17 protein-coding genes and 1 pseudogene are annotated in these 23,014 nt (G+C 59.1%); 9 read left to right on the top strand and 9 right to left on the bottom strand.

Annotated features, from left to right (window positions below):
* Positions 1–3 precede the first annotated feature (3 nt).
* Entirely contained in the window at positions 4–1,089 is a 1,086-nt protein-coding gene (locus tag ACRC4F_RS06990) for an alcohol dehydrogenase (protein WP_438658662.1), read from the top strand.
* 468 nt (positions 1,090–1,557) lie between these two features.
* Positions 1,558–1,947: pseudogene (locus tag ACRC4F_RS06985) on the top strand (MFS transporter); the annotation flags it as partial.
* A gap of 319 nt (positions 1,948–2,266) precedes the next feature.
* On the opposite strand, the gene ACRC4F_RS06980 reads toward ACRC4F_RS06985, so the two are convergent.
* A complete protein-coding gene (locus ACRC4F_RS06980) occupies positions 2,267–3,520 on the bottom strand; it encodes a reverse transcriptase domain-containing protein (RefSeq protein ID WP_438658661.1) in 1,254 nt (417 codons plus the stop codon).
* Between the two features lie 1,470 nt (positions 3,521–4,990).
* Here ACRC4F_RS06980 and ACRC4F_RS06975 point away from each other — a divergent pair.
* Positions 4,991–6,211, top strand: coding sequence for a putative DNA modification/repair radical SAM protein (locus ACRC4F_RS06975; protein WP_438658660.1), 1,221 nt, complete (start codon positions 4,991–4,993; stop codon positions 6,209–6,211).
* Positions 6,208–7,044: a TIGR03915 family putative DNA repair protein gene (locus ACRC4F_RS06970; protein WP_438658659.1), complete on the top strand. Its 837-nt coding sequence runs from the start codon at positions 6,208–6,210 to the stop codon at positions 7,042–7,044. Before ACRC4F_RS06975 ends, ACRC4F_RS06970 begins: the two co-directional genes overlap by 4 nt.
* A gap of 55 nt (positions 7,045–7,099) precedes the next feature.
* Here the strand turns inward: ACRC4F_RS06970 and ACRC4F_RS06965 are convergent, their stop codons facing one another.
* From ACRC4F_RS06965 to ACRC4F_RS06945, 5 genes are all read right to left on the bottom strand, one after another.
* On the bottom strand, positions 7,100–8,119 hold the full coding sequence (locus ACRC4F_RS06965) for a branched-chain amino acid aminotransferase (protein WP_219094829.1): 1,020 nt from the start codon (positions 8,117–8,119) through the stop codon (positions 7,100–7,102).
* Positions 8,120–8,362: 243 nt separating this feature from the next.
* Positions 8,363–9,745, bottom strand: coding sequence for a dihydrolipoyl dehydrogenase (gene lpdA / locus ACRC4F_RS06960; RefSeq protein WP_438658658.1), 1,383 nt, complete (start codon positions 9,743–9,745; stop codon positions 8,363–8,365).
* A 3-nt stretch (positions 9,746–9,748) separates the two neighbouring features.
* Positions 9,749–11,020 (bottom strand): dihydrolipoamide acetyltransferase family protein, encoded by a 1,272-nt coding sequence (locus tag ACRC4F_RS06955; RefSeq protein WP_438658657.1) that lies wholly within the window; start codon positions 11,018–11,020, stop codon positions 9,749–9,751.
* A complete protein-coding gene (locus ACRC4F_RS06950; RefSeq protein WP_438658656.1) occupies positions 11,021–12,079 on the bottom strand; it encodes an alpha-ketoacid dehydrogenase subunit beta in 1,059 nt (352 codons plus the stop codon).
* 1 nt (position 12,080) lies between these two features.
* A complete protein-coding gene (locus tag ACRC4F_RS06945) occupies positions 12,081–13,316 on the bottom strand; it encodes a 3-methyl-2-oxobutanoate dehydrogenase (2-methylpropanoyl-transferring) subunit alpha (RefSeq protein ID WP_438658655.1) in 1,236 nt (411 codons plus the stop codon).
* Positions 13,317–13,501: 185 nt separating this feature from the next.
* On the opposite strand from ACRC4F_RS06945, the gene bkdR reads away from it, so the two are divergent.
* The gene (gene bkdR / locus ACRC4F_RS06940; protein WP_008005367.1) at positions 13,502–13,990 is read left to right on the top strand and encodes a Bkd operon transcriptional regulator BkdR; all 489 of its coding nucleotides are present in this window, start codon (positions 13,502–13,504) and stop codon (positions 13,988–13,990) included.
* Positions 13,991–14,185: 195 nt separating this feature from the next.
* On the opposite strand, the gene ACRC4F_RS06935 is transcribed toward bkdR, so the two are convergent.
* Positions 14,186–15,049, bottom strand: a complete 864-nt coding sequence (locus ACRC4F_RS06935) for an MBL fold metallo-hydrolase (RefSeq protein ID WP_438658654.1) — start codon at positions 15,047–15,049, stop codon at positions 14,186–14,188.
* 162 nt (positions 15,050–15,211) lie between these two features.
* Here ACRC4F_RS06935 and ACRC4F_RS06930 point away from each other — a divergent pair, with 162 nt between their 5' ends.
* The 4 genes from ACRC4F_RS06930 to nahK all read left to right on the top strand — a co-directional run bounded on the left by ACRC4F_RS06930 (position 15,212) and on the right by nahK (position 21,415).
* Positions 15,212–16,018, top strand: coding sequence for a sulfite exporter TauE/SafE family protein (locus tag ACRC4F_RS06930; protein ID WP_438658653.1), 807 nt, complete (start codon positions 15,212–15,214; stop codon positions 16,016–16,018).
* A 208-nt stretch (positions 16,019–16,226) separates the two neighbouring features.
* Positions 16,227–17,411: a porin gene (locus ACRC4F_RS06925; protein ID WP_438658652.1), complete on the top strand. Its 1,185-nt coding sequence runs from the start codon at positions 16,227–16,229 to the stop codon at positions 17,409–17,411.
* A gap of 277 nt (positions 17,412–17,688) precedes the next feature.
* Positions 17,689–18,852: a nitric oxide-sensing protein NosP gene (nosP, locus tag ACRC4F_RS06920; protein WP_438658651.1), complete on the top strand. Its 1,164-nt coding sequence runs from the start codon at positions 17,689–17,691 to the stop codon at positions 18,850–18,852.
* The gene (nahK, locus tag ACRC4F_RS06915; RefSeq protein ID WP_438658766.1) at positions 18,821–21,415 is read left to right on the top strand and encodes a hybrid sensor histidine kinase/response regulator NahK/ErcS'; all 2,595 of its coding nucleotides are present in this window, start codon (positions 18,821–18,823) and stop codon (positions 21,413–21,415) included. Before nosP ends, nahK begins: the two co-directional genes overlap by 32 nt.
* A gap of 132 nt (positions 21,416–21,547) precedes the next feature.
* Here the strand turns inward: nahK and ACRC4F_RS06910 are convergent, their stop codons facing one another.
* Positions 21,548–22,213 carry a response regulator transcription factor gene (locus tag ACRC4F_RS06910; RefSeq protein WP_094471953.1) on the bottom strand — a complete coding sequence of 222 codons (666 nt, stop codon included), beginning with the start codon at positions 22,211–22,213 and terminating at the stop codon, positions 21,548–21,550.
* 56 nt (positions 22,214–22,269) lie between these two features.
* Positions 22,270–22,827, bottom strand: coding sequence for a PQQ-dependent catabolism-associated CXXCW motif protein (locus ACRC4F_RS06905; RefSeq protein WP_438658650.1), 558 nt, complete (start codon positions 22,825–22,827; stop codon positions 22,270–22,272).
* Positions 22,828–23,014: the final 187 nt, after the last annotated feature.

Below are 23,014 nucleotides of genomic sequence, written 5' to 3'. Positions count from 1 at the left end.
GCCATGACAAGCACCTACCGCGCCATGCAAGTCAGCCGCCCAGGCGTCCTCGAGCTGGTGGAGCGTGCAACTCCAACGCCCGGTATCGGGCAGGTGCTGATCGAGGTTGAGGCCTGCGGCATTTGTGGCGCTGATGCCAGTGACATCGACGGGGCAGACCCAACGCTGCAGCCTCCACGTGTGCCCGGCCATGAGGTGGTTGGTCGAATTGCTGCGCTAGGTGAGCACCTTCCCTCGATTTGGCGAGTCGGCCAACGGGTGGGCATCGGGCGTCTGGGCGGACACTGCAATGAGTGCACGCAATGCCGCCAAGGGCTTTTCCAGCTCTGCCAGAACCAGCTCATCGTCGGTGCCTCCTGCGATGGTGGCTATGCCGAAATGATGATTGCCCGTGCCTCAGGGCTCGTGTCGATCCCGGACGAGTTGAACGCAGAGGAAGCCGCGCCGATTCTCTGTGCGGGTATTGCCACGTTCAACGCACTGAAGAAATCCGGAGCACAGGCCGGCGATACCGTTGCCATTCTCGGTATTGGTGGTCTTGGTCACATGGCTCTGCAGTACGCACGACGTATGGGCTTTCGCGTGATCGGCGTTGGCCGGGGCAGCGATATCGCGCAGGACGCGATGGATCTGGGAGCCCATATCTACATCGACGCCAATGAAGAGGATGCAGCAGGGAGGCTGAAGGCCATGGGCGGTGCGCATGCCATCGTCACGACCATCGGTGCCCCTGCGGTCGTCTCCGCGCTCATGCCAGGCCTGGCACCGCAAGGCCGCCTTGTTCTCCTCGGGGCCGGCAAAGACCCGCTGCCCGTATCCAGCGGCCATCTGGTCGTAGGAGAGCGTAGCGTACTGGGCTCCATCACTGGTACGCCTTACGAGAACGAGAGAACGCTGGGGTTCAGTGTGCTGGCTGGCGTGCGCCCAAAGATTGAGGTGATGCCTTTGGAGCAAGCTAATGAGGCTTATCAGCGGATGAAGTCAGGTGACGTCAAGTTCCGCATGGTCTTGACCGTCGACCGGCAACGCCTCAGCCCATCCACCTCAGATGCTGGCAGTGAGCAGGCTAAGAGTGCACAGCGCCCATGACAAACACCAGTTCCAGCATCGCCCTACAACACGACTCCTTGCTGCTTGCGTGAGCAGTTGCGTTGAGGGCTCAACGACCCGGATCGTACGAGACAGTACACGTTTGCCTGATGAACGTCCGCTTCTGGCCGTTCTCTGCCGGTCATGTCTCCACAAGTCTTGCTGGTCAAATACGGTGCACATGACTGGTCAGGTCGAAAGCAAATGGGGGGCAACCTCGTGCAATTACCCAACTGTGATCTGAATATGGCCGAGAGCAAAATCCTCATGCTCTGAGGAATCCATTCAAAGCATCTGGTCAAGTCCCATGCAAGCAGCTGGTCAGGTCCAATGCAAATGGGTGGTCATATGCAACGCAAACGGGTGGTCAAGTAGGGTGCAATTTCCCACATTTAAAGCTATTCGCGGTTCGGTGGGCGATTTCGTCGAAAGTACTACAGCAATCACTGCCAGTATCGGTCAGGTCAATTTATCTTTGCCCGATTGACCTCTCCCGGCTTGTTGCAGCGACTCAGGGGCTACAAGGTGGTGGGTGGCTGCCTGTTCGTGCAAACCCTGGGCATGGTGCTGATATGGCTGGTACCGTCGCCTGTCATCGCGATTGCTGGCGGAGTGTTAACCGGGATTGGGGTGTCTTGGGTTTATCCGGGGCTTGGGGTAGAGACCTTGGCCAGCACGCCGGCGGCGAATCGTAATTCCGCACTGAGTGCGCTTTCATTGGTTTTTGATATCGCCGTGGGCATGGCAGGGCCAATCATGGGGTTGATTGCTTCGGGATTCGGATATGCCGCTATTTTTTTGTGTGCTGCGCTGATGTCGATGAGCGGAATTTTGATGGTGACCTATTTGTATCGGTGAGTGGCCGAAATCAACTTTCAGCGCAACCATAACAAATAAGGGTGAGCTGAAACGCTGTTTGTGTGAGAGGGGAGGTCGGAGCCGTTGACTTCACTTCTTGCTTTATCGAGGACTGAGTGGGTGTGTGAGCTGGATTTCTTTTGCCGCTCACGATAGGCAGAAATTTAAGCAGACCTCTAAGGAACGTAATTATTGGCATATTACTACCAATGCGCTGGGGTGCAGTCGACGGGTTGAGCAAGCCCTTGGTAGTCCTTCTTGGAGGGCAGATAAAGACCCTAACAGCCGTCCGCAGAAGGCTGCTCACGTCCAGAAGCGATCACTCCGTTTCTCTGCGCTCTGAATGGACCGCTGCAAGCAACCTGACCCCCAACATCGTACGCTGGGCCGTGCCTTTTGTTTTTTGAAAGAGATTCGCTTTCTCTATTTCATACTGCGCCAATGCAGTCGTGATGTAGTCATCCAAGCTCTTTATCCACTGGCCATTGCTGCAAAAGGAAAAGGCTTTTCCCCAACCAAGGATTACTCGGTCGAGATTCTGTAACGCGCCAGAGTAGGACCCCTTTGGGAATATATCTCCGGCTTCGACACTGAATTTCATCATGCGTATCGATGCGTCTAAATCGGACTTGATCCGTTTCTTGAATCGCTCCCTCGTAGCTTTAGATGGCTGGACCAATCCTGCCGAAACGAAGCAGCCCAAGAAATCGAATCCTTTAGCTGTAAGGCCCCTTGAAGCTTTGTCACTTGTTGCTAAGGGCCGGTATGCTTCAAGTGAGAGCTTTTGGAGCTCAGTCTGTGCTTTGCTAAAAGCACGATCCACACAGCCCATGTCCTTCCCGAGGATCAGGAAGTCATCAATGTACCGAAGACAAGTGATCTCACCATCGTTCATGACCCTGTCAAAGTCATGCAAGTACAAATTGGCTATGAGTGGGGATAGGGGAGATCCTTGAGCTACACCCTCCACCCCGATGGGGAAAATCTCATCCAGACCCTGTCGTCGAAGCACGTCAATGTTCGCAAGGTCTGTGGTGATCGCTGCTCGGAATAATGCGATTGTGTCAGGGCATTTGATATGAGGGGCCACGAGTCTCATCACACGGGCCTTGTCAATTCTAGTGAAGAAGTCGGCGATATCTGACCTGATATGGAAGGCAGATCCTTTGGCAATGGCTGCTTTGGTGTCGGCTATCGCCATCGAGACCCGTTTATTTTTTATGCCTCCGTAGCTCGTAGGGGTAGACAGCGTTTCCTTCACGAACTTAATACGGGATAAGGCGTCGAGTAGAGCCCGCTGGACGATCCGGTTGGGTATAGGTGAAAGCACAATCGGGCGAGAATTTCCGTTGGCTTTAGTTTTTGCCACGCCGGTCTGCTTTTGAAAGGTAAAGGTCTTCTTGGATAGCGCGCGTTGGATGTCGGAAAGCGACCGGGGGAGTTGGCTCTCGAAATCCTTGGCTTCGTTTCGGATAGTTTCGGATGATGAAGAAAAGGCGCTTTCTTTGACCTTCCTCCAGGCCGAATACAACGAATCCCCGCTATAGATCCTACGGTAAAGCGACGAGGCCACAAAAACTCCTTGTTTGTTGGGAGACACCAGTGAACTCTCACCCAACTGCTACAGGGGACCTTCAACCTTCGGGAGACCGCGAAGCCTTAACGGCGATCTTGGTCGCGACCCGGACAGCAACCTCCGAAGAGAGATGGCTGGCGTCTGTCAAACTTGGTTCAGTGCTGTGAGGCGGCTGGACCAGCAAGCAGGCGAGGCTGATCGCAGTCACGAAACTCCGTGATGCGGCGAGCGCCAAGCTGGCACGTTTTTGCATAAACGCATGATTACCCCCAAAGATTCCGTCAAAACACGATAAATCGTAGCTTTTTAGGCCTCTCGGTTAAGCTCGCGCCATGCGCCATGCGCCAGGTTGGCACGTTTTTGCACGATCGCAAATTGTCCCCCGAAGGCCCCGCCAAGGTGAAAATCGTACCTTTTTGGGTTTCGCGGTCAAGCGCACGCCGTGCGGCTGAACATCGAACACCTCGCTGAAAATAAAGCTGCTAACCGTCTGGTGACCCCAACGTACAGACAGAGCTACGGTTATTGATGCAGCAGTCGAGCGGTGCCCTTTACCTTCGGGAGACCGCGAAGCCTTAACGGCGATCTTGGTCGCGACCCGGACAGCAACCTCCGAAGAGATATGGCTGGCGTCTGTCAAACTTGGTTCAGTGCTGTGAGGCGGCTGCACCAGCAAGCAGGCGAGGCATTCCGATATTAATCAGCCATCCGGCCAAAAGCCATCTATTTGGCGGCACGCTTATTGGCAAGCGATAGAATGAGGATTGGGTTCGCACGACTATTCGCTTAAAAATATCGCGAAAGTGAATGGCCCCAATTAGGCGCCAGACTCTAACAGTAGCGATAATCGTCTATAGCGCAAGCTCAAATGCCCTACGGATCGGGCGAAAAAAGAACCGCATCGACCGGTTGAATCCACAGCCGATTGCTGCCCGTCGCGAACGTAGCGAACGATCCTTACCGCTTCGTTGTGGCAGCTAGAATCCGGCTAAGAGCTGGCCCTGAACATTGAAGCTTGGTCTGTCATATCACCCCTTCACCCCTTGCGGGCTTTCACCGTATCTCGAGACGGCTGGTCGATTCATCCTTAATAAAAAGAATTCCAAACGTAGTGAAAACTCATGGCGGGTTCGCGTCCCCGACCGGATACATGCCGGACGCTTGCAAAGAAACACTGCGCGTTTTAATCAATAATTCGTCAGCTCTGATCATTGAATGCCAGCCGCGCGTCTCTCAGCTATCTCTAACATTGCGGTTCGTGTTGCAGATCAAGTGCCGTCAATTCCGGTGCAGGCGGTGCAAGTAGGGGCCCTGTTGTGACACCGATTCCCTCGTTTCAATCTTCGCATTTTATTTTTTGGTGAATTCGTTTTTTTTCTGCTGAACGCTTACGCAAGGGTTCGTTGATGGCTTGTGCCTTGGAGGTTGACCCTATACTGTATATCCACACAGTAAAAGGCGTGCCCCATGGAACTCATCGACAAGCTCAGCATTCTCGCCGACGCCGCCAAATACGACGCGTCTTGCGCCAGCAGTGGAGCGCCGAAGCGTAGTTCCGAGGGCAAAAGCGGCCTGGGCTCGACCGACGGCATGGGCATTTGCCACAGCTACACGCCGGACGGTCGCTGCGTGTCGTTGCTGAAGGTGCTGCTGACCAATTTCTGTCTCTACGACTGCCAATACTGCGTCAATCGACGTTCCAGCGATGTGCCACGCGCACGCTTCACGCCGGAAGAAGTGGTGACGCTGACCATGGATTTCTACCGGCGCAACTGCGTCAGCGGGCTGTTTCTCAGTTCCGGGATCATTCGCTCGGCGGACTACACCATGGAGCAACTGATCCGTGTAGCCACATTGTTGCGCGAAGACCACGAGTTCCGCGGTTACATCCACCTCAAGACCATTCCCGAAGCCGATCCGGCGCTGATCGAAGAAGCGGGGCGCTACGCCGATCGCTTGAGCGTGAACATTGAACTGCCCACCGACGCCAGCCTGCAAACCCTGGCCCCCGAGAAACAGCTGGGCTCGATCAAGCAAGCGATGCAAACCATCTACACCGGCGTACAAACCGTGCTCAACGAACCCCGCGCACCGAAATTTGCCCCGGCCGGGCAGAGCACGCAGATGATCGTCGGTGCCGATGACACCGATGACAGCACCATTCTCCACAGCGCCCAGGCGTTGTACGGCAACTTCAGTTTGCGGCGGGTCTATTACTCGGCGTTCAGCCCGATCCCCAATAGCCCGAAAAGCGTGCCGCTGGCCGCGCCGCCACTGATGCGCGAGCACCGTTTGTATCAGGCGGACTTCCTGTTGCGCAGCTACGGCTTCACCGCGGGCGAGCTGTTCAAAGGGCCCGGACATCTGGCGCTCGACATCGACCCGAAGCTGGCGTGGGCGCTGGAGAACCGCGAAGTGTTCCCGCTTGACCTCAATCGCGCCGAGGCCTCGTTGATCGCGCGCATCCCCGGTATCGGCCTGCGCACCACAGAGCGACTGGTTGAGTTGCGCCGTCAACGCCGTATTCGCTACGAAGATCTGGCCCGAATGCGCTGTGTCCTGGCAAAGGCCAAGCCGTTCATCATCACCAGCGATTACCATCCGCAACAGGCCGAAGTGACTAGCCATCTGCTGTACCAGCAATTGCGCGACCGGCCGCAGCCGCAACAAATGGGGTTATGGGGATGATCAGTCTGGATTGCGATGACCTGTTCGACACCTGGCGTCAGCAGGCACGCTGGCTGCTCAGTCATGAGGTGGACCCGAGCCGGGTGAGCTGGGCCAGTGAAGGCGTCTCCGATCTGTTCGCCAGTGACGATGCGCCACCCCAGACCCAAGGCCCGTTTCACGCACGAATACCGCGAACGCTGTTGGACACCCTTGAGCGCGCCGCTCGTTATCGGGGTGATCAACGCTGGAGTCTGTTGTACGAAGTACTTTGGCGGGTCAGTCACGGCGACCGTACTGCGATGCTGGCCGGTGACAAGTTAGGTAGTGAATTTCATAGAAGAATCAAACAGGTACAGCGTGAAGCTCATCATTTACATGCATTTGTACGGTTTGTGGCGATGCCGGAAGGTGAGGGGCCGCAATACGTCGCCTGGCACGAACCGGCCCACGACATCCTGCACAGTGCCAGTGAGCATTTTATCGGGCGCATGGGCCGGCATCGCTGGCTGATCGCGACGCCAAGGGACGGGGTTTACTACGACGGCGAACAATTGATCCACCAACGCCGGTGCCCGGTTGAATGGCAGCAGCTGGCACAAAACGCCGACGATCCGCACAGCGACATGTGGTTGACCTACTACAGCCATATCTTCAATCCGGCGCGCCTGAACCCGAAGGTCATGCAGGGGCACTTGCCGGCCCGATTTTGGAAGAACCTGCCGGAAGGCGCGCTGATTCCGGGTCTGATCACCCAGGCGCGCACGGGCAAGCAACAGGACGGCCAGGCGAGCGGTATCAAGGGCAGGGGAGGCAAACGGATTGCGTTGGGAGACGCCGGGCAGCACTCATAAAAAAAGCCCCCCCATCGCCAATGCGATGGAGGGCCTGGATGCAGCAGGGGTCAGATCAAACCTTGACGATCCAGCCTGCTGGCGCTTCGACGTCACCCGTCTGTACACCGGTCAGCTCTTTGTAGAGCTTCTGGGTGACCGGGCCGACTTCGGTTTCGCTGTGGAACACGTGCAGGTGGTCGTTGTAGCTGATGCCGCCGATCGGGGTGATCACGGCAGCGGTACCGCAAGCACCGGCTTCCTTGAAGTCGGACAGCTTGTCGATGAACACGTCACCTTCAACCACTTCCAGGCCAAGGCGCGATTTGGCCAGCTCGATCAACGACAGGCGGGTGATGCCCGGCAGTACCGACGGCGAGTTCGGCGTGACGAACTTGTTGTCGTGGGTGATCCCGAAGAAGTTGGCCGAGCCGACTTCTTCGATTTTGGTGTGGGTCATCGGGTCCAGGTAGATGCAGTCGGCAAAATGCGCCTTCTTGGCCTGGGAACCTGGCATCAGGCTGGCCGCGTAGTTGCCACCGACCTTGGCTGCACCGGTGCCTTGTGGGGCAGCGCGGTCGTAGCTGGAGATCAGGAAGTTGTGCGGGGTCAGGCCACCCTTGAAGTAAGCGCCGACCGGGATGCAGAAGATCGAGAAAATGAACTCGGGTGCGGTACGCACGCCAATGTTGTCACCCACGCCGATCACGAACGGACGCAGGTACAACGCGCCGCCAGTGCCGTACGGCGGGATGAAACGCTCGTTGGCACGAACCACTTCTTTGCAGGCTTCGACGAACTGCTCGGTGGACACCTGCGGCATCAGCAGGCGGGCACAGCTGCGTTGCATGCGTGCGGCGTTCTGATCCGGACGGAACAGGTTGATCGAACCGTCCTTGCAACGATAGGCCTTAAGGCCCTCGAAGCATTGCTGGCCATAGTGAAGGGCAGTGGAGCCTTCGCTGATGTGCAGCACGTTGTCTTCGGTCAGGGTGCCTGCGTCCCACTCGCCATTACGCCAGTGCGACAGATAGCGCTTGTCTGTCTTGATGTAGTCAAAACCCAACTTGTCCCAATTGATGCTTTCGTTACCCATGACACCCTCTATCACTTAACAACCGCCGAAACGGTTCAAGGCTTCTGACGTTTTTCTGGATGGGGACAACAATACTTCATTCCGGGCCCGTTTCGCAGCCCGGACTATCGGATGACAGACAGATAAATCGAGTTGACCTCAAGAAATCGCCAGCAGGCTGGCTCCCACAGGAGAACGCATTCCAGATGTGGGGGCTAGCCTGCTAGCGATGGGGCCATCTATGCCGCCATCCATTGTTCTGAATCACAGGTGCAGCGCATGCCCGAGTGCTCGCAACGCCGCTTCTTGCACTGCCTCGCCGAGCGTCGGATGCGCATGGATGGTGCCAGCGATGTCTTCCAGGCGCGCGCCCATTTCCAGGCTCTGCCCGAACGCTGTCGACAGCTCCGAAACGCCCACGCCCACCGCTTGCCAGCCGACAATCACATGATTGTCACGCCGTGCCACGACGCGCACGAAGCCGCTTTTGGATTCCAGCGTCATCGCCCGGCCATTGGCCGCGAACGGGAAGCTGGAAACGATGCAGTCCAGGCCCGCCGCCTTGACGTCGTCCGGGGTCTGGCCGACGACCACCAGTTCCGGGTCGGTAAAGCACACGGCAGCGATGGCGGTCGGGTTGAACTCGCGGGACTTGCCGCTGATCAGTTCGGCAACCATCTCGCCCTGAGCCATGGCCCGGTGCGCGAGCATCGGTTCACCGCTCAGGTCGCCGATGGCGTACACGTTGCGCATGCTGGTCTGGCAGCGGTTGTCGATCTTGATCGCCGAGCCGTTCATGTCCAGGTTCAGCGCTTCAAGATTCCAGCCCTGGGTGTTCGGTTTGCGACCGACGGCCACCAGCACCTGATCCGTTTCCAGGTTCAGGGTTTCGCCACCCGGCTCGAGGACTTGTAGTGTATTGCTAGCAGAATCAAAGGCTTGCACGCTGTGCTTCAAGTAAAGTTTCACGCCGAGCTTTTTCAGTTCGTCGTGAACAGGCTGAGTCAGTTCGGCATCGTAGGCCGGCAGAATGCGCTCCTGCGCCTCGACCACGCTCACGTCAGCGCCGAGCTTGCGATAGGCAATCCCCAGCTCCAGACCGATGTAGCCGCCACCGACCACGACCAGGCGTTTCGGCACGGAGGTCGGCGCCAGGGCTTCGGTGGAGGAGATGATCGGCCCGCCAATCGGCAGCATCGGCAGGTTCACGCTCTTCGAACCGGTCGCCAGCACCAAGTGCTCGCACTGAATACGCGTGTCGCCCACGTCAACGGTCTTGCCGTCGATGATTTTGGCCCAGCCTTGAATGACCTGGACTTTGTTCTTTTTCAGCAAGGCTGCGACGCCGGTGGTCAGGCGGTCAACGATGCCGTCCTTCCACTCGACGCTCTTGCTGATGTCGAGGGTTGGTGCGGACACGCTGATGCCCAGGGCCGAGTGCTGGCTGTGATGCTGCGTCTGGTGAAACTGTTCAGCGACGTGAATCAACGCCTTCGATGGAATGCAGCCAATGTTCAGGCAGGTACCGCCCAGTGATTCGCCTTCCACCAGAATGGTCGAGATGCCCAGTTGGCCGGCACGAATCGCCGTCACATAACCGCCAGGGCCGCCGCCGATGATCAGCAGCGTGGTGTTCAAAGTTTGCATCTCTTACTCCACAAACAGGGTGGCGGGTTGTTCGAGCAGGCCACGAACGGCCTGGATGAATTGCGCCGCGTCCATGCCATCGACCACGCGGTGATCGAAGGAGCTGGAGAGGTTCATCATCTTGCGAATCACGATCTGGCCTTTGACGACCATCGGGCGTTCGACGATTTTGTTGACGCCGACGATCGCCACTTCCGGCAGGTTCAACACTGGCGTGCTGACGATGCCGCCCAACGCGCCGAGGCTGGTCAGCGTAATGCTCGAGCCGGACAGTTCATCGCGGGCGGCCTTGCCATTACGCGCGGCAGTGGCCAAACGGGAGATTTCCTGAGCGTTGTCCCACAGGCTGCGGGCTTCGGCGTGACGCACCACCGGCACCATCAAACCGATGTCGGCTTGCGTGGCGATGCCCACGTGTACGGCGCCGAGGCGGGTGATGACCTGGGCTTCGTCGTCGTAACGGGCGTTGATCTGCGGGAAGTCGCGCAGGGCGACGACCAGCGCGCGGACCAAAAATGGCAGCAAGGTCAGCTTGCCACGGGTCGCGCCGTGTTTTTCGTTCAGGTGCGCGCGCAGTTCTTCGACGGCTGTGACGTCGATTTCTTCGACATAACTGAAGTGAGCGGCACGTTGCGTGGCGTCCTGCATGCGCTGGGCGATCTTGCGGCGCATGCCGATCACCGGGATCTGTTCTTCGTCGTTACGCTGGGTGTAAGCATTGCCGACGCTCGATGCATTCGACTGACCCTGGGCCAGATAAGCGTCGAGGTCTTCGTGCAGCACGCGACCGGCTGGGCCGGTGCCACGGACCAGACGCAACTGGATACCGAGGTCCAGCGCATGCTTACGCACAGCCGGGGAGGCCAGCGGGCGTTCGTCGGCTTCGCGAGCGACCATCGAGCCTTGGCAAACGGCGGGTTTTGGCGCTGCAGCAGCGACCGGCTTGCTAGCCACCACGGCTTCAGCTTTCGGCGCCGCAACCGGTGCTTCTTTAACAGGTACAGGCTGAGCCGACTCTTTAACGTTGCCAGCGCCTTCGACTTCAATGCTGATCAGGATGCTGCCAACCGCCATGACTTCGCCCGGCTGTCCGCCCAGCGCAATCACCTTGCCATGCACCGGCGAAGGGATGTCGACCATCGCCTTGTCGGTCATGACATCGGCCAGCACCTGATCTTCGACGACCATGTCGCCGACCTTGACGTGCCACACCGACAGTTCAACTTCTGCAATGCCTTCACCAATGTCCGGCATTTTAATAACGTGCGTGCCCATTCAGACCTCCATGACCCGTTTCAAAGCCGCGCCCACTCGGGACGGACCAGGGAAATACGCCCACTCTTGCGCGTGCGGGTAGGGGGTGTCCCAACCGGTGACGCGTTCGATCGGCGCTTCCAGGTGGTGGAAGCAATGCTCTTGTACCAGGGCGACCAGTTCGGCGCCGAAGCCGCAAGTACGGGTCGCTTCGTGAACGATCACGCAGCGGCCGGTTTTTTTCACCGACTTGACGATGGTGTCCAGGTCCAGCGGCCACAGGCTGCGCAGGTCGATGACTTCAGCGTCGATCCCGGTTTCTTCCGCAGCGACTTGCGAGACGTAAACAGTGGTGCCGTAGGTCAGGATGGTCACTTCTTTGCCTGGACGGGCGATGGCGGCAACGTCCAGCGGCACGGTGTAGTAACCGTCCGGGACTTGTGCGGCCGGGTGTTTCGACCACGGGGTTACCGGGCGGTCGTGATGGCCGTCGAACGGACCGTTGTACAGGCGTTTTGGCTCCAGGAAGATCACCGGGTCATCGTTTTCGATGGAGGCGATCAGCAAGCCTTTGGCGTCGTAAGGGTTGGACGGCATGACCGTGCGCAAGCCGCAAACCTGGGTGAACATCGCTTCGATACTTTGGCTGTGGGTCTGACCGCCGTAGATGCCGCCGCCGCAAGGCATGCGCAGGGTCATCGGTGCGGTGAACTCGCCGGCCGAGCGATAACGCAGACGCGCGGCTTCGGAAATGATCTGGTCCGACGCCGGGTAAACGTAATCGGCGAACTGGATCTCGGCCACCGGGCGCAAACCATAGGCACCCATGCCCACGGCAACGCCGACAATGCCGCTTTCGGAGATCGGCGCATCGAACACCCGGGAGGTGCCGTACTTGTTCTGCAGGCCTTCGGTGCAGCGGAACACGCCGCCGAAGTAGCCCACGTCCTGGCCGAAGACCACGACGTTGTCATCACGCTCAAGCATCACATCCATGGCCGAGCGCAGGGCCTGGATCATGGTCATGGTGGTCGTGGTCATGGCGGTTTCCGGCTGAATATTGTTGTTGTGATCGTTCATGTCAGATCCCCAACTCTTGACGCTGGCGCTTCAAGTGCTCCGGCATCTCTTTATAGACGTCTTCGAACATGGTCGCGGCGCTCGGAATCTGGCCACCGGCGAGGGTGCCGTACTGCTCGGCTTCTTTTTGCGCGGCGATCACTTCGGCTTCCAGTTCGGCGCTGACGGCGACGTGTTCCTCTTCGGACCACTGACCGATCTTGATCAGGTGCTGCTTCAGGCGCGCAATCGGGTCGCCCAACGGGAAATAGCTCCAGTCGTCGGCCGGACGGTATTTGGACGGATCATCAGACGTGGAGTGCGGGCCGGCGCGGTAGGTGACCCATTCGATCATGGTCGGGCCAAGGTTGCGGCGGGCGCGTTCGGCGGCCCAGGCAGAGGCGGCGTAGACCGCGACGAAATCGTTGCCGTCGACCCGCAGGGAGGCAATGCCGCAACCGACGCCGCGACCGGCGAACGTGGTGGCTTCACCACCGGCAATGGCCTGGAACGTCGAGATCGCCCACTGGTTGTTGACCACGTTGAGGATCACGGGCGCACGATAAACGTGGGCGAAGGTGAGGGCGGTGTGGAAGTCGGATTCAGCGGTGGCACCATCGCCGATCCAGGCCGAGGCGATTTTGGTGTCGCCCTTGATCGCCGAGGCCATGCCCCAGCCCACACCCTGTACGAATTGGGTGGCGAGGTTGCCGGAAATAGTGAAGAAGCCGAAGTCTTTGACCGAGTACATGATCGGCAGCTGACGGCCCTTGAGCGGATCGCGCTCGTTGGACAGCAGCTGGCAGATCAGGTCCACCAGCGGCACGTCTCGCGCCATCAGAATGCTTTGCTGGCGGTACGTCGGGAAGCACATGTCATCGACATTCAGCGCCAGGGCCTGGCCGCTGCCGATGGCTTCTTCGCCAAGGCTCTGCATGTAGAACGACATTTTCTTCTGACGCTGGGCGACCACCATGCGGTTGTCGTAAATCCGCGTCTTGAGCATGGCGCGCATGCCTTTACGCAGGATCTCGGAAGGTACGTCTTCAGCCCATGGACCGAGGGCATTGCCCTGGTCGTCGAGCACGCGAATCAGGCCCTTGGCCAGATCAGCGGTGTCGGCCGGTTCAACGTCGATTGGGGGTTTGCGCACCGTGCCGGCGTCGGTCAGACGCAGGTAGGAGAAGTCGGTTTTGCAGCCAGGACGGCCCGAAGGTTCGGGAACGTGCAGTTGCAGCGGTTCGTACGCTTGGTTCATGGCTTGTATGCTCGATCTTGTGAAATTCTTGTAGTGAGCTGACCGTCATTCCTCTGTGGAAGAAATCTTGTCCTACAACAATCATAGGCCGGGCCCGGAAGAATATTTCTCTCTGTTTCGTTGCGCTTAGGATCATTTGCAGATAAAAAATCTGCATAAACATGAAAAACAGGTGGTTTTGTCTCATGCGCAAACTGGACCGTACCGATATCGGCATTTTGAACAGCCTTCAGGAGAACGCCCGCATCACCAACGCCGACCTCGCACGCTCGGTCAACCTGTCGCCGACGCCGTGCTTTAACCGGGTCAAGGCGATGGAGGAATTGGGTCTGATTCGCGAGCAAGTGACGCTGCTGGATGCTGACTTGCTGGGGCTGCATGTGAATGTGTTTATTCACGTCAGCCTGGAGAAACAGGTGGAAGAGGCGTTGCAGCATTTCGAGGAAGCGATCTCGGATCGCCCGGAAGTGATGGAGTGCTACTTGATGGCGGGCGACCCGGACTATCTGATCCGGGTGCTGGTGCCGACCATTCAGTCGCTGGAGCGTTTCATGATGGACTTCCTGACCAAAGTCCCCGGCGTGGCCAACATCCGCTCAAGCTTTGCGCTTAAACAGGTGCGCTACAAAACCGCACTGCCATTGCCGGCCAACGGCCTGACCCTCAACAACTAAACACAAATCCCCTGTAGCAGCTGTCGTTGTGGCGAGGGGATTTAGCGAAACGTCGCACCGCCCCGTTCGGCTGCGAAGCAGTCGCAAGTCCGGACAACAGGGTTTGTCTGACAGATTGCAAGGGGCGGCTTCGCCACCCAACGGGGATAAATCCCCTCGCCACAACGACAGCTGCTACAGGGGTTGCGGGTCGGTTTAGAGTTGGTTAATGGGGATTTTCAGGTAGGTCACACCATTGTCCTCGGCCGGCGGCAAATTCCCCGCCCGCACATTCACCTGGATCGCCGGCAGCAATAGCGTTGGCATGCCCAACCCGGCATCACGCTGGGTGCGCATGGCGACGAAGGCCGCTTCATCGATGCCGTCATGGATGTGGATGTTGCTTTTACGCTGCTCGCCCACCGTGGTCATGCAGCGGGATTCGCGGCCTTCGGGCGGGTAGTCGTGGCAGACATAAAGCCGAACGCTGGCAGGGAAGGCCAGCAGTTTGTGGATCGAGGCGAACATCTGGTTAGCGTTGCCACCGGGGAAATCACAACGAGCGGTGCCTACGTCCGGCATGAACAAGGTATCGCCCGCTAGAAGCACATCGCCGTCGATCAGATAAGCCATGTCCGCCGGCGTGTGGCCGGGCACATGCAGGGCCGTGGCCTTGAGGTTGCCGATCATGAACGACTCGTCCGGCGCGAACAGATGGTCGAATTGCGAACCGTCGCTGCGAAACTCCGGCTCAAGGTTGAACAGGGTCTTGAACACATCCTGGACCTTGCTGATCGACTGGCCGATGGCGATTTTGCCACCCAGTTCCCGACGCAGATACGGAGCGGCAGACAGGTGATCGGCATGGGCGTGGGTTTCCAGCAGCCATTGCACCTGCAGTTGATGATCGCGAACGAAGGCGATGATCTTGTCGGCTTGCGTGGTGGCGGTGCGCCCGGCGGCGGGGTCGTAGTCGAGCACCGGGTCGACGATGGCGCATTGACCGCCATTTCCTTCGTAGATCACGTAGCTGTAGGTCGACGAGGCAGGGTCTAGAAAAGCTTCAATCAAGGCAGGCATGGTGGCCGTTTTCTTTCAGGACAAGCCATGAGGGTAGTTTCATTTTCCCTGCGCTGACCAGCCCCGCGTTAATTCATGAAGGAAAAAATCCGCACGGGCTCTATCCTGTCACTCATCGATACCGGGCGTTCCCGGCTTTTTTTCGCGGATCATGAGCGTTTTATGCTGTTGGCAAGTTTCTTTGGTGTGGTGATGGGCCTGGTCCTTGGATTGACCGGGGCAGGTGGCGGCATTCTTGCGGTGCCGGCCCTGGTGTTGGGGCTGGGTTTGACCATGACCCAGGCCGCGCCGGTCGCGTTGTTTGCGGTGGGCAGTGCGGCGGCGGTCGGGGCCATTGATGGTTTGCGCCATGGTCTGGTGCGCTATCGCGCTGCGTTGCTGATCGCGCTGCTGGGGGCGATTTTTTCGCCGGTTGGCATCTACTTTGCCCATCAGTTGCCGGAAAAAATTCTGATGATCCTGTTCAGCCTGCTGATGGTCATGGTGGCCTGGCGGATGCTGCGTCGCGAGCGCCAGGAAGAAGGACCGAGCGACCATGGCCACGCCAACTGGGGCCAGAAAAACTGCATGCTCGATCAGCAGACCGGGCGTTTTTCCTGGACTGCCAAATGCACCGCGACCCTCGCGGCACTGGGTGCGGTGACCGGCGTGGTGTCGGGCTTGCTCGGCGTCGGCGGTGGCTTCCTGATCGTGCCTGCATTCAAGCAACTGACTGATGTGCAGATGCGCGGCATCATCGCCACTTCGTTGATGGTGATCAGCCTGATCTCGGCCATCGGGGTGGTCGGCGCGTTTCATGCCGGGGTCAGGATTGACGCATTGGGCGTGGCGTTCATTGTTGCCAGCATTGTCGGCATGATCGTTGGCCGACAACTGTGCGCACGAGTTCCGGCCCGTGCCCTGCAAATCGGCTTCGCCAGCATCTGTGTCGTGGTCGCCGCTTACATGCTGTTGAAAGCGGGTTTCTAGGGAGTACCGGTTCCTGTGGCCGCCAGTCTGCCAGACAGGCGTACATCCTAAGTCCGGGTCTTGGCGCGGCCCGGTCTTACACCGAATTCGCCGCGCGTCACCTGCTAACCCAAAGCACTTCAAAACCGCCCCCAAGGCAGCGTATGCCGCCGCCGGTCACCTTTCGATAATCGCCTCCGACATCCAGTCCCCCGCTGCGGAGCGCGTCATGCCCAACAATAAGAACTTCAAGCATCGTTACTTGCCTGCCTTCATCGCCAGCCTGTCGACCCTCGGTTTGAGCTCGATGGCCGAAGCCGAGATCGTGCTGTACGACAAGGACCAGACCACGTTCTCTACCGACGGCTACATCAACGCCTTCTACGTGAACAGCGATGTGGACCGTGCCGGCGACCAGTACGACCGGAAACAGGCGCGGGTGAAAATGGGCTATCTGCCCAATTACCTGGGGTTCAATATGGGCAAGCAGATCGATGACCTGAAGCTCGGTGCGCGGGCGTCGTTCTGGGTGACCATCAACGACAGCCAGACTAACGGCACCGACACCGCCATCGACGTGCGGCAGTTCTACGGCACCGTGGCCAATCCGGAGTGGGGCGAGGTGCTGATCGGCAAGGACTTCGGCCTGTTCGCCCGCTCCAACATCTTGCTCGATGAAATGCTCGCCGGTTACGGCCAGGTCAGCGATACCCTGGGGTTGGTGGACGGTGGCGGGGTGTCGTTCGGCAATATCGGCACGGGATATCCGTACCCGTTCCCGACCTCGCAGATCACCTATCGCACCCCGGTGATGGAGGGGTTGCGCGTGGCGGTGGGGATTCTCGACCCGGTCGATACCAACGACAGCAGCCCCTTGGGCAAGGCGTATCAGGAGAATCCGCGTACCGAGAGTGAGGTCACCTATCAGTTCGACGTCGCCGGCGCGAAGATTTACAGCTGGGTCAACGGCAGCTACCAGACCTCGGACAATACCGACTCCACTGTGCAATCCGTCACTTCCAAAGGCGTCGGCTACGGTGTGCAGGCGAAGATGGGCGGGTTGTCACTGACCGGTTCCGGTTTCCAGGCCAAGGGCATCAATCCGTTCTTCACCAACAACGCCGGCGAACCGACCCTGCGCAACGTCGACAGCGACGGCTACTTGCTGCAGGGCTCGTACAAACTGGGCAAGAATCGCCTGGCCTTGTCCTATGGCAAGACCAACGATGACGGTAACGGCGTGGTGGGTAGCGGGGCGGATTATGAAACGCGCGGGATTGCGTTGTTCCATGACGTCAACGACAACCTCAAGCTCGTGGCCGAGTACAACCAGTTCGAAATCAACGGCCACGACACCAGCGCGCAGAACGAAGACACCGACACCTTTGCGGTGGGGGCGGTGTTGAACTGGTAACAAAGTTAATCTGTGAACCCTACCCCTGTGGCGAGGGAGCTTGCTCCCGCTGGAGCGCGTAGCGGTCCCGATTCTGGTCGCGCATCGGCCGGTTGGGAGACTGCTGCGCAGTCCAGCGGGAGCAAGCTCCCTCGCCACAAAAGTGTCAGCCATCAAGCGCCCGAACCGTCGACTCTCATCCCATCGAAGCGGCTACCCGCTACCCAAGTAGCATACGTCGCAGCCCGCAAGCTTCGTACACTCGAGCCTCATACACGCGCACCTGCGGGGGGCGACCATGCAGCAGGTCCAGAGTGAAGGTGTCGTCAGTGCAATGTCCCAGGCGACCGATGCCCAACAAGTCGCTCAGGAGCTGGCGCGGCAGTTATTGCATCCGCACCTGGGCTTCGTGCTGTTCTTCTGTTCCGCCGAGTACGACTTGCAGGCGCTGGGCCAGGCCTTGCAGCAGAGCTTTGGCGGGATTCGCCTGGTGGGTTGCACCAGCGCCGGGGAAATCACCCCGTTGGGCTACGGTCGCAACTGCGTGACGGCGGTGGGATTCGACCATCGGCATTTCTCCATCGACGCCGAACTGATCTGCGAGATGGAGCGCTTCAGCCTGATCGATGCCCAGCAAATGGTCGAACGCCTGGTCAGTGGCTGTCGCAGCAACACCCTGGCGCCGATCAAGGGCAACAGCTTTGCCCTGACCTTGCTCGATGGCTTGTCCAGCCGTGAAGAAATGGTTCTCGCCGCCTTGAGCGCAGCGTTAGGCGACATCCCGCATTTCGGCGGTTCGGCCGGCGACGACAACTACCTGACCCACACCCACGTCTATTTCGGCGGCGAATTCCACAGCGGCGCGGCAGTGGTGGTGCTGGTCAATACCTGGCTGGATTTCGAGGTGTTCACCACCCATCACATTTTGCCGAGGGCCGAGAAACTGGTGGTCACCGGGGCCGACAGCACCTCGCGGCGGGTCTTTGAACTGAATGCCGAGCCGGCTGCCGAGGAGTACGCCCGCCACATCGGCGTGCCGGTGGCCGAACTCGATCACCGGGTCTTCGCCGCGCACCCGCTGGCGGTGAGGATCAACGATCAGTACTACGTGCGGGCAATCCAGCAGGTGCATCCTGACCTGAGCCTGAGTTTTTACTGCGCCGTGGAGAACGGCATCGTCCTCACCGTCATGACCCCCGGCCCGATGTTGCCGAATCTGCAAACCTTGTTTGAAGGTTTGCAGGAACGTCTTGGCGACCTGCTGCTGACCATCGGCTGCGACTGTTTTCTCAGGCGTATGGAACTGGAAGACGGCGGCAGCCTGGAGCAGATCGGAACGTTTTTGCGCGACCAGCGGGTGATGGGTTTCAACACCTACGGAGAACAGTTCAATGGCATGCACATCAACCAGACCTTCACCGGGGTTGCCATTGCCCGAGACCGGTCCCCTGGACATCGTTGAACTCCAGGCGCAGCTCGCCAGCCTGCGCCACGACAATCAAAAACTGCAGCGCATCAATGGCGCGCTGATCGAGCGGATCGAATCCGGCATTACTCGCGGCAACGACCCGTACGCGGCCTTTCAGCATTCCGTGGTGCTGGCCGAACAGGTGCGTGAACGTACCGATGCCTTGAACCAGGCCATGGCCGAACTCAAATCGGGCAATCACTTGCTCAGCGAAGCGCGCCTGCGTGCGGAAACCGCCCACCAGCATTTGATCGATGCGATCGAGAGCATCTCCGACGCCTTCGTGCTGTTCGATGCCGACCAGCGCATCGTCTTGTTCAACAGCCGTTTCAAGGCGTTCTGGGGTAACAGCCGGGTGCGGATCAACGCCGGCATGCGCCTGGCCGAGGTCAAGCGCCTGATGAGTTCCACCGGTTTGTTCACTGAAGAACCGCGCGGGCATGCTGACGAAAACCTGATCTATCGCCTGCAGAACGGCCGCTGGTTGCAGGTCAGCGAACGGCCGACCCAGGAAGGCGGGCGGGTGATCCTGTTCACCGACATTACCGACGTCAAACTCAGCGAAACCGTGCGCCGGGAGCAGGCGGTGGCGCAGAAATCGCACTTGCTGCAACGGGCGGTCGACAACCTGTCCCAAGGCGTGGCCATGGTCAATGCCGAAGGCATCCTGGAACTGTGGAACCGCCGTTTCCTGGAACTCAGCGGGCTGGCCCCGGTGGCGGCCCACCGGCCGTTTGCCGAAGTGATCGCTGACAGCGAGTTGAACCTGCTCACCCCGGCCAGTCGCGATGCCAACGGGCGGCACGTGCAGGAATTAGAGCAACGCCTCTACGATGGCCGGGTGCTGGAAATTCGCACCCATCCGTTGCCTACCGGTGGCTTCGTCAACACCTTCACCGACATCACCGAACGTTATCAGCATGCCGAAGCACTGAGCGAAAGCGAGCGCTGGATTCGCCTGATCACCGACCATGTACCGGCGCTGATCGCCTACCTCAATGCCGATCTGGTCTACGAGTTCACCAACAAGGTCTACGAAGAATGGTACTGCTGGCCGCGCGGCGTGATGCTCGGGCAGAGTCTGCGCGAAGTCCACAGCGAGCAGCATTACCAACGCCTCGAAGCCTATGTGGCCCGCGCGTTGGCCGGTGAGAGCGTGACGTTCGAGTTCGCCGAAACCAACATCAACAACCAGGAACGCTACATGCTGCGTTCCTACGTACCCAACCGCCTCGCCACTGGCGAAGTGGTGGGGATTTTCGTGTTGATCCGCGACATCACCGAACGCCGCCGCACCGCCGAGGCGCTGCACCAGGCTTATCAGAATCTCGAGTTGCGGGTGCGCGAACGCACCACCGAACTGACCACCCTCAATGACCAATTGCTGCGGGAAATCGACGAGCGTCGGCGCGTTGAATCGCGCTTGCGCGAGGCCAAGCTTGAGGCCGAGCAGGCCAACCTGTCGAAGACCAAGTTTCTTGCCGCTGTGAGTCACGATCTGCTGCAACCGCTCAACGCCGCGCGACTGTTTACCAGCGCTTTGCTGGAACGCCGCGAGCCGGTGGCCAATGCGATTCTGGTACGCAATGTCAGCAATTCGCTGGAAGACGTGGAAAACCTGCTGGGCACGCTGGTGGATATTTCCAAGCTGGATGCCGGGGTGATCAAGGCCGACATTGCGCCGTTCGCCCTGAGCGAACTGCTGGAAAACCTCGCCGCCGAGTACACCCAGGTAGCCCTCAGTGAAAGGCTTGAGCTGCATTTCATCCCGTGTTCGGCACTGGTGCGCAGCGACATTCAGTTGCTGGCGCGGATCCTGCGCAATCTGTTGAGCAACGCCATTCGCTATACCTACAGCGGTCGTGTGGTGCTCGGGTGCCGGCGTCATCACCAGCGGTTGACGATCGAGGTCTGGGACAGCGGAATGGGCATTGCCGAAAATCGCCTGGAAGAGATTTTTCAGGAGTTCAAGCGCGGCGATGTGCAGCGTCCGGATCAGGATCGCGGGTTGGGTCTGGGGCTGGCGATTGTCGAGAAAATTGCCGGGATTCTCGGCCACCGGATTCACGTGCGTTCGTGGCCGGGCAAGGGCTCGATGTTTTCCGTCGAAGTGCCGTTGAGCGCTACCGCCCCCAAGGCCCAACCGGCGCTGCTGATGAGTGAGCCGATGCTGGAACGTCTGCGCGGCGCGCGGGTGTGGGTGCTGGATAACGACGCGGCGATTTGCGCCGGCATGCGTACGCTGCTTGAAGGGTGGGGGTGTCGGGTGGTCACGGCGCTGTCGGAACAAGACCTGGCGCGGCAGGTGGACAACTATCATGCCGAAGCCGACTTGCTGATCGCCGACTATCACCTGGATGACGATCAGAACGGCGTCGATGCCGTGGCCCGAATCAACGCCCGGCGCGGTTCAGCGATCCCGGCGATGATGATTACCGCCAACTACAGCAACGAGCTCAAGCAGCAGATTCGTGAGCTGGGGCATACCCTGATGCACAAGCCGGTAAGGCCGATGAAGCTGAAGACAGCGATGAGTCATTTGCTTGGCAGGCCTTGATTTCTCCGGCGTCAGTGCTGGCCCCATCGCGAGCAGGCTCGCTCCCACATTGATCTGCATTGAGCAAAAATTTTGGGTACGACGCAGGTCCACTGTGGGAGCGAGCCTGCTCGCGATGGGGGCGACGCGGTCTCAACGCCGTAAGTAAGAGCCGAAATCAATATCCCCGGCACTCAAGATCGCCTGCACCCGATTGTGCACGTTGAGTTTGCGCAGGATCGCCGAGACATGCGCCTTGACCGTGGTTTCGGCGATTTCCAGAGTGTAGGCGATCTGCTTGTTCGATTCACCCTTGGTCATGCGTTCGAGCACCAGCAACTGCTTGCGGGTCAAGGCCTGGAGCAGTTCCGGCGGGAAGCTCGGGTTGTCATTCATGCGTCGATGGGTGCCGCATTTTTGCGTACGGATGATGTCTGGCGGCAAGTAAACATTGCCATTGAGAATTTGCTGGATGGCCTCGGTCATCTGCACCCGTGGCGAGGATTTGGTGATGAAACCCACCGCGCCATAGGTGATGGCTTGCAGCACGATCTGTTTGTCCTGCTCGGCCGACACGATCACCACCGGAATGGTCGGCGCCTCGTTGCGCAGGTTGATCAGGCCATTGAGGCCGTGCATGCCGGGCATGTTCAGGTCGAGCAGGATCAGGTCCAGGTCGTCATGTTCCTGAGTCAGCAGCAGGGCGCTGTCGAGGTCGGCGGTTTCCATCACTTCGCTGCCCGGGAATCCGTCGCTGATGACGTTGTGGATGGCTTCGCGAAACAGCGGGTGATCGTCGGCAATCAGAATTTTGTACATAGCCTTTCACCTCATTATTTTGATTATGGTGTGGCAACAACACGCACGCGTAAAGGTCAGGGGAAGGGCTCGGGCTGGGCGGGCGTCACGGGCAGATTGGCTGCCTGCCAGGCGTCCAGGCCGTCGCGATACCAATACAGTGTCTTATAGCCCATGGCGGCGGCGCGTTTGACGGCATTCCAGCTCAACCAGCAGTCGGAGCGGCAGTAGAAAACCAGCGGTTGCGCGAGGTCTCCGGCGGTCAATGTGTTCAGGTTACGCGCAAAATAGCCCTGCCACTCAGCTGTCAGGTCGCCGTCGCCGGTATTGGCCAGCCAATGGCTGCCGGGCAGGTTTTCGTGGGGCTGATCTTCGATGAATTGTCCTTGCAGCCATTGGCGGCGGTAGACGTCAATCAGCACCGGGTGCGGTGTCTGGGTGAGCAGGGTTTGCAGGGCGGCGGTGTCGATGATGGCCGCGCCTTGAAGCTGGGTCGGCGTTGGACTGCGGTAGAGGCTGATGCGATAGCCGTCGGCGGAAAACAACGGTGTGTCGGCGTGCGCGGCGCTCAGCAACAGACTCAGCGACAGCGCAGCAAGAGAAGGGCGCAACAGACGACGTTGGGCACGCGGCATGGGGTTCAATCCTTATCGTTATGCACCCATTACATGCCAGTCTCGGTGCATTGGGAATGCGACGATAGACAGGGAAACCAGTACTAAAGTAGTAATTTCCCCCCATTCAACAGAGATCAACTGTGGGAGCGAGCCTGCTCGCGATAGCGGAGTGACATTCAGACTGACACTCCGCTATCGCGAGCAG

Source organism: Pseudomonas sp. (assembly GCF_051660785.1).
Taxonomy (GTDB): Bacteria; Pseudomonadota; Gammaproteobacteria; order Pseudomonadales; family Pseudomonadaceae; genus Aquipseudomonas.
Note: the sequence above shows the minus strand (reverse complement) of the source record. Positions and strands in the feature narration are given on the sequence as shown.

Bases quoted from the DNA above. Each gene is read 5' to 3' on its own strand.
- nosP (WP_438658651.1), top strand. From the start codon at position 17,689: ATGCAGCAGGTCCAGAGTGAAGGTGTCGTCAGTGCAATGTCCCAGGCG.
- ACRC4F_RS06955 (WP_438658657.1), bottom strand. From the start codon at position 11,020: ATGGGCACGCACGTTATTAAAATGCCGGACATTGGTGAAGGCATTGCA.
- ACRC4F_RS06990 (WP_438658662.1), top strand. From the start codon at position 4: ATGACAAGCACCTACCGCGCCATGCAAGTCAGCCGCCCAGGCGTCCTC.
- ACRC4F_RS06905 (WP_438658650.1), bottom strand. From the start codon at position 22,827: ATGCCGCGTGCCCAACGTCGTCTGTTGCGCCCTTCTCTTGCTGCGCTG.
- bkdR (WP_008005367.1), top strand. From the start codon at position 13,502: ATGCGCAAACTGGACCGTACCGATATCGGCATTTTGAACAGCCTTCAG.
- ACRC4F_RS06970 (WP_438658659.1), top strand. From the start codon at position 6,208: ATGATCAGTCTGGATTGCGATGACCTGTTCGACACCTGGCGTCAGCAG.
- ACRC4F_RS06910 (WP_094471953.1), bottom strand. From the start codon at position 22,213: ATGTACAAAATTCTGATTGCCGACGATCACCCGCTGTTTCGCGAAGCC.
- ACRC4F_RS06930 (WP_438658653.1), top strand. From the start codon at position 15,212: ATGCTGTTGGCAAGTTTCTTTGGTGTGGTGATGGGCCTGGTCCTTGGA.
- ACRC4F_RS06950 (WP_438658656.1), bottom strand. From the start codon at position 12,079: ATGAACGATCACAACAACAATATTCAGCCGGAAACCGCCATGACCACG.
- ACRC4F_RS06945 (WP_438658655.1), bottom strand. From the start codon at position 13,316: ATGAACCAAGCGTACGAACCGCTGCAACTGCACGTTCCCGAACCTTCG.
- ACRC4F_RS06965 (WP_219094829.1), bottom strand. From the start codon at position 8,119: ATGGGTAACGAAAGCATCAATTGGGACAAGTTGGGTTTTGACTACATC.
- ACRC4F_RS06925 (WP_438658652.1), top strand. From the start codon at position 16,227: ATGCCCAACAATAAGAACTTCAAGCATCGTTACTTGCCTGCCTTCATC.
- ACRC4F_RS06935 (WP_438658654.1), bottom strand. From the start codon at position 15,049: ATGCCTGCCTTGATTGAAGCTTTTCTAGACCCTGCCTCGTCGACCTAC.
- lpdA (WP_438658658.1), bottom strand. From the start codon at position 9,745: ATGCAAACTTTGAACACCACGCTGCTGATCATCGGCGGCGGCCCTGGC.
- ACRC4F_RS06975 (WP_438658660.1), top strand. From the start codon at position 4,991: ATGGAACTCATCGACAAGCTCAGCATTCTCGCCGACGCCGCCAAATAC.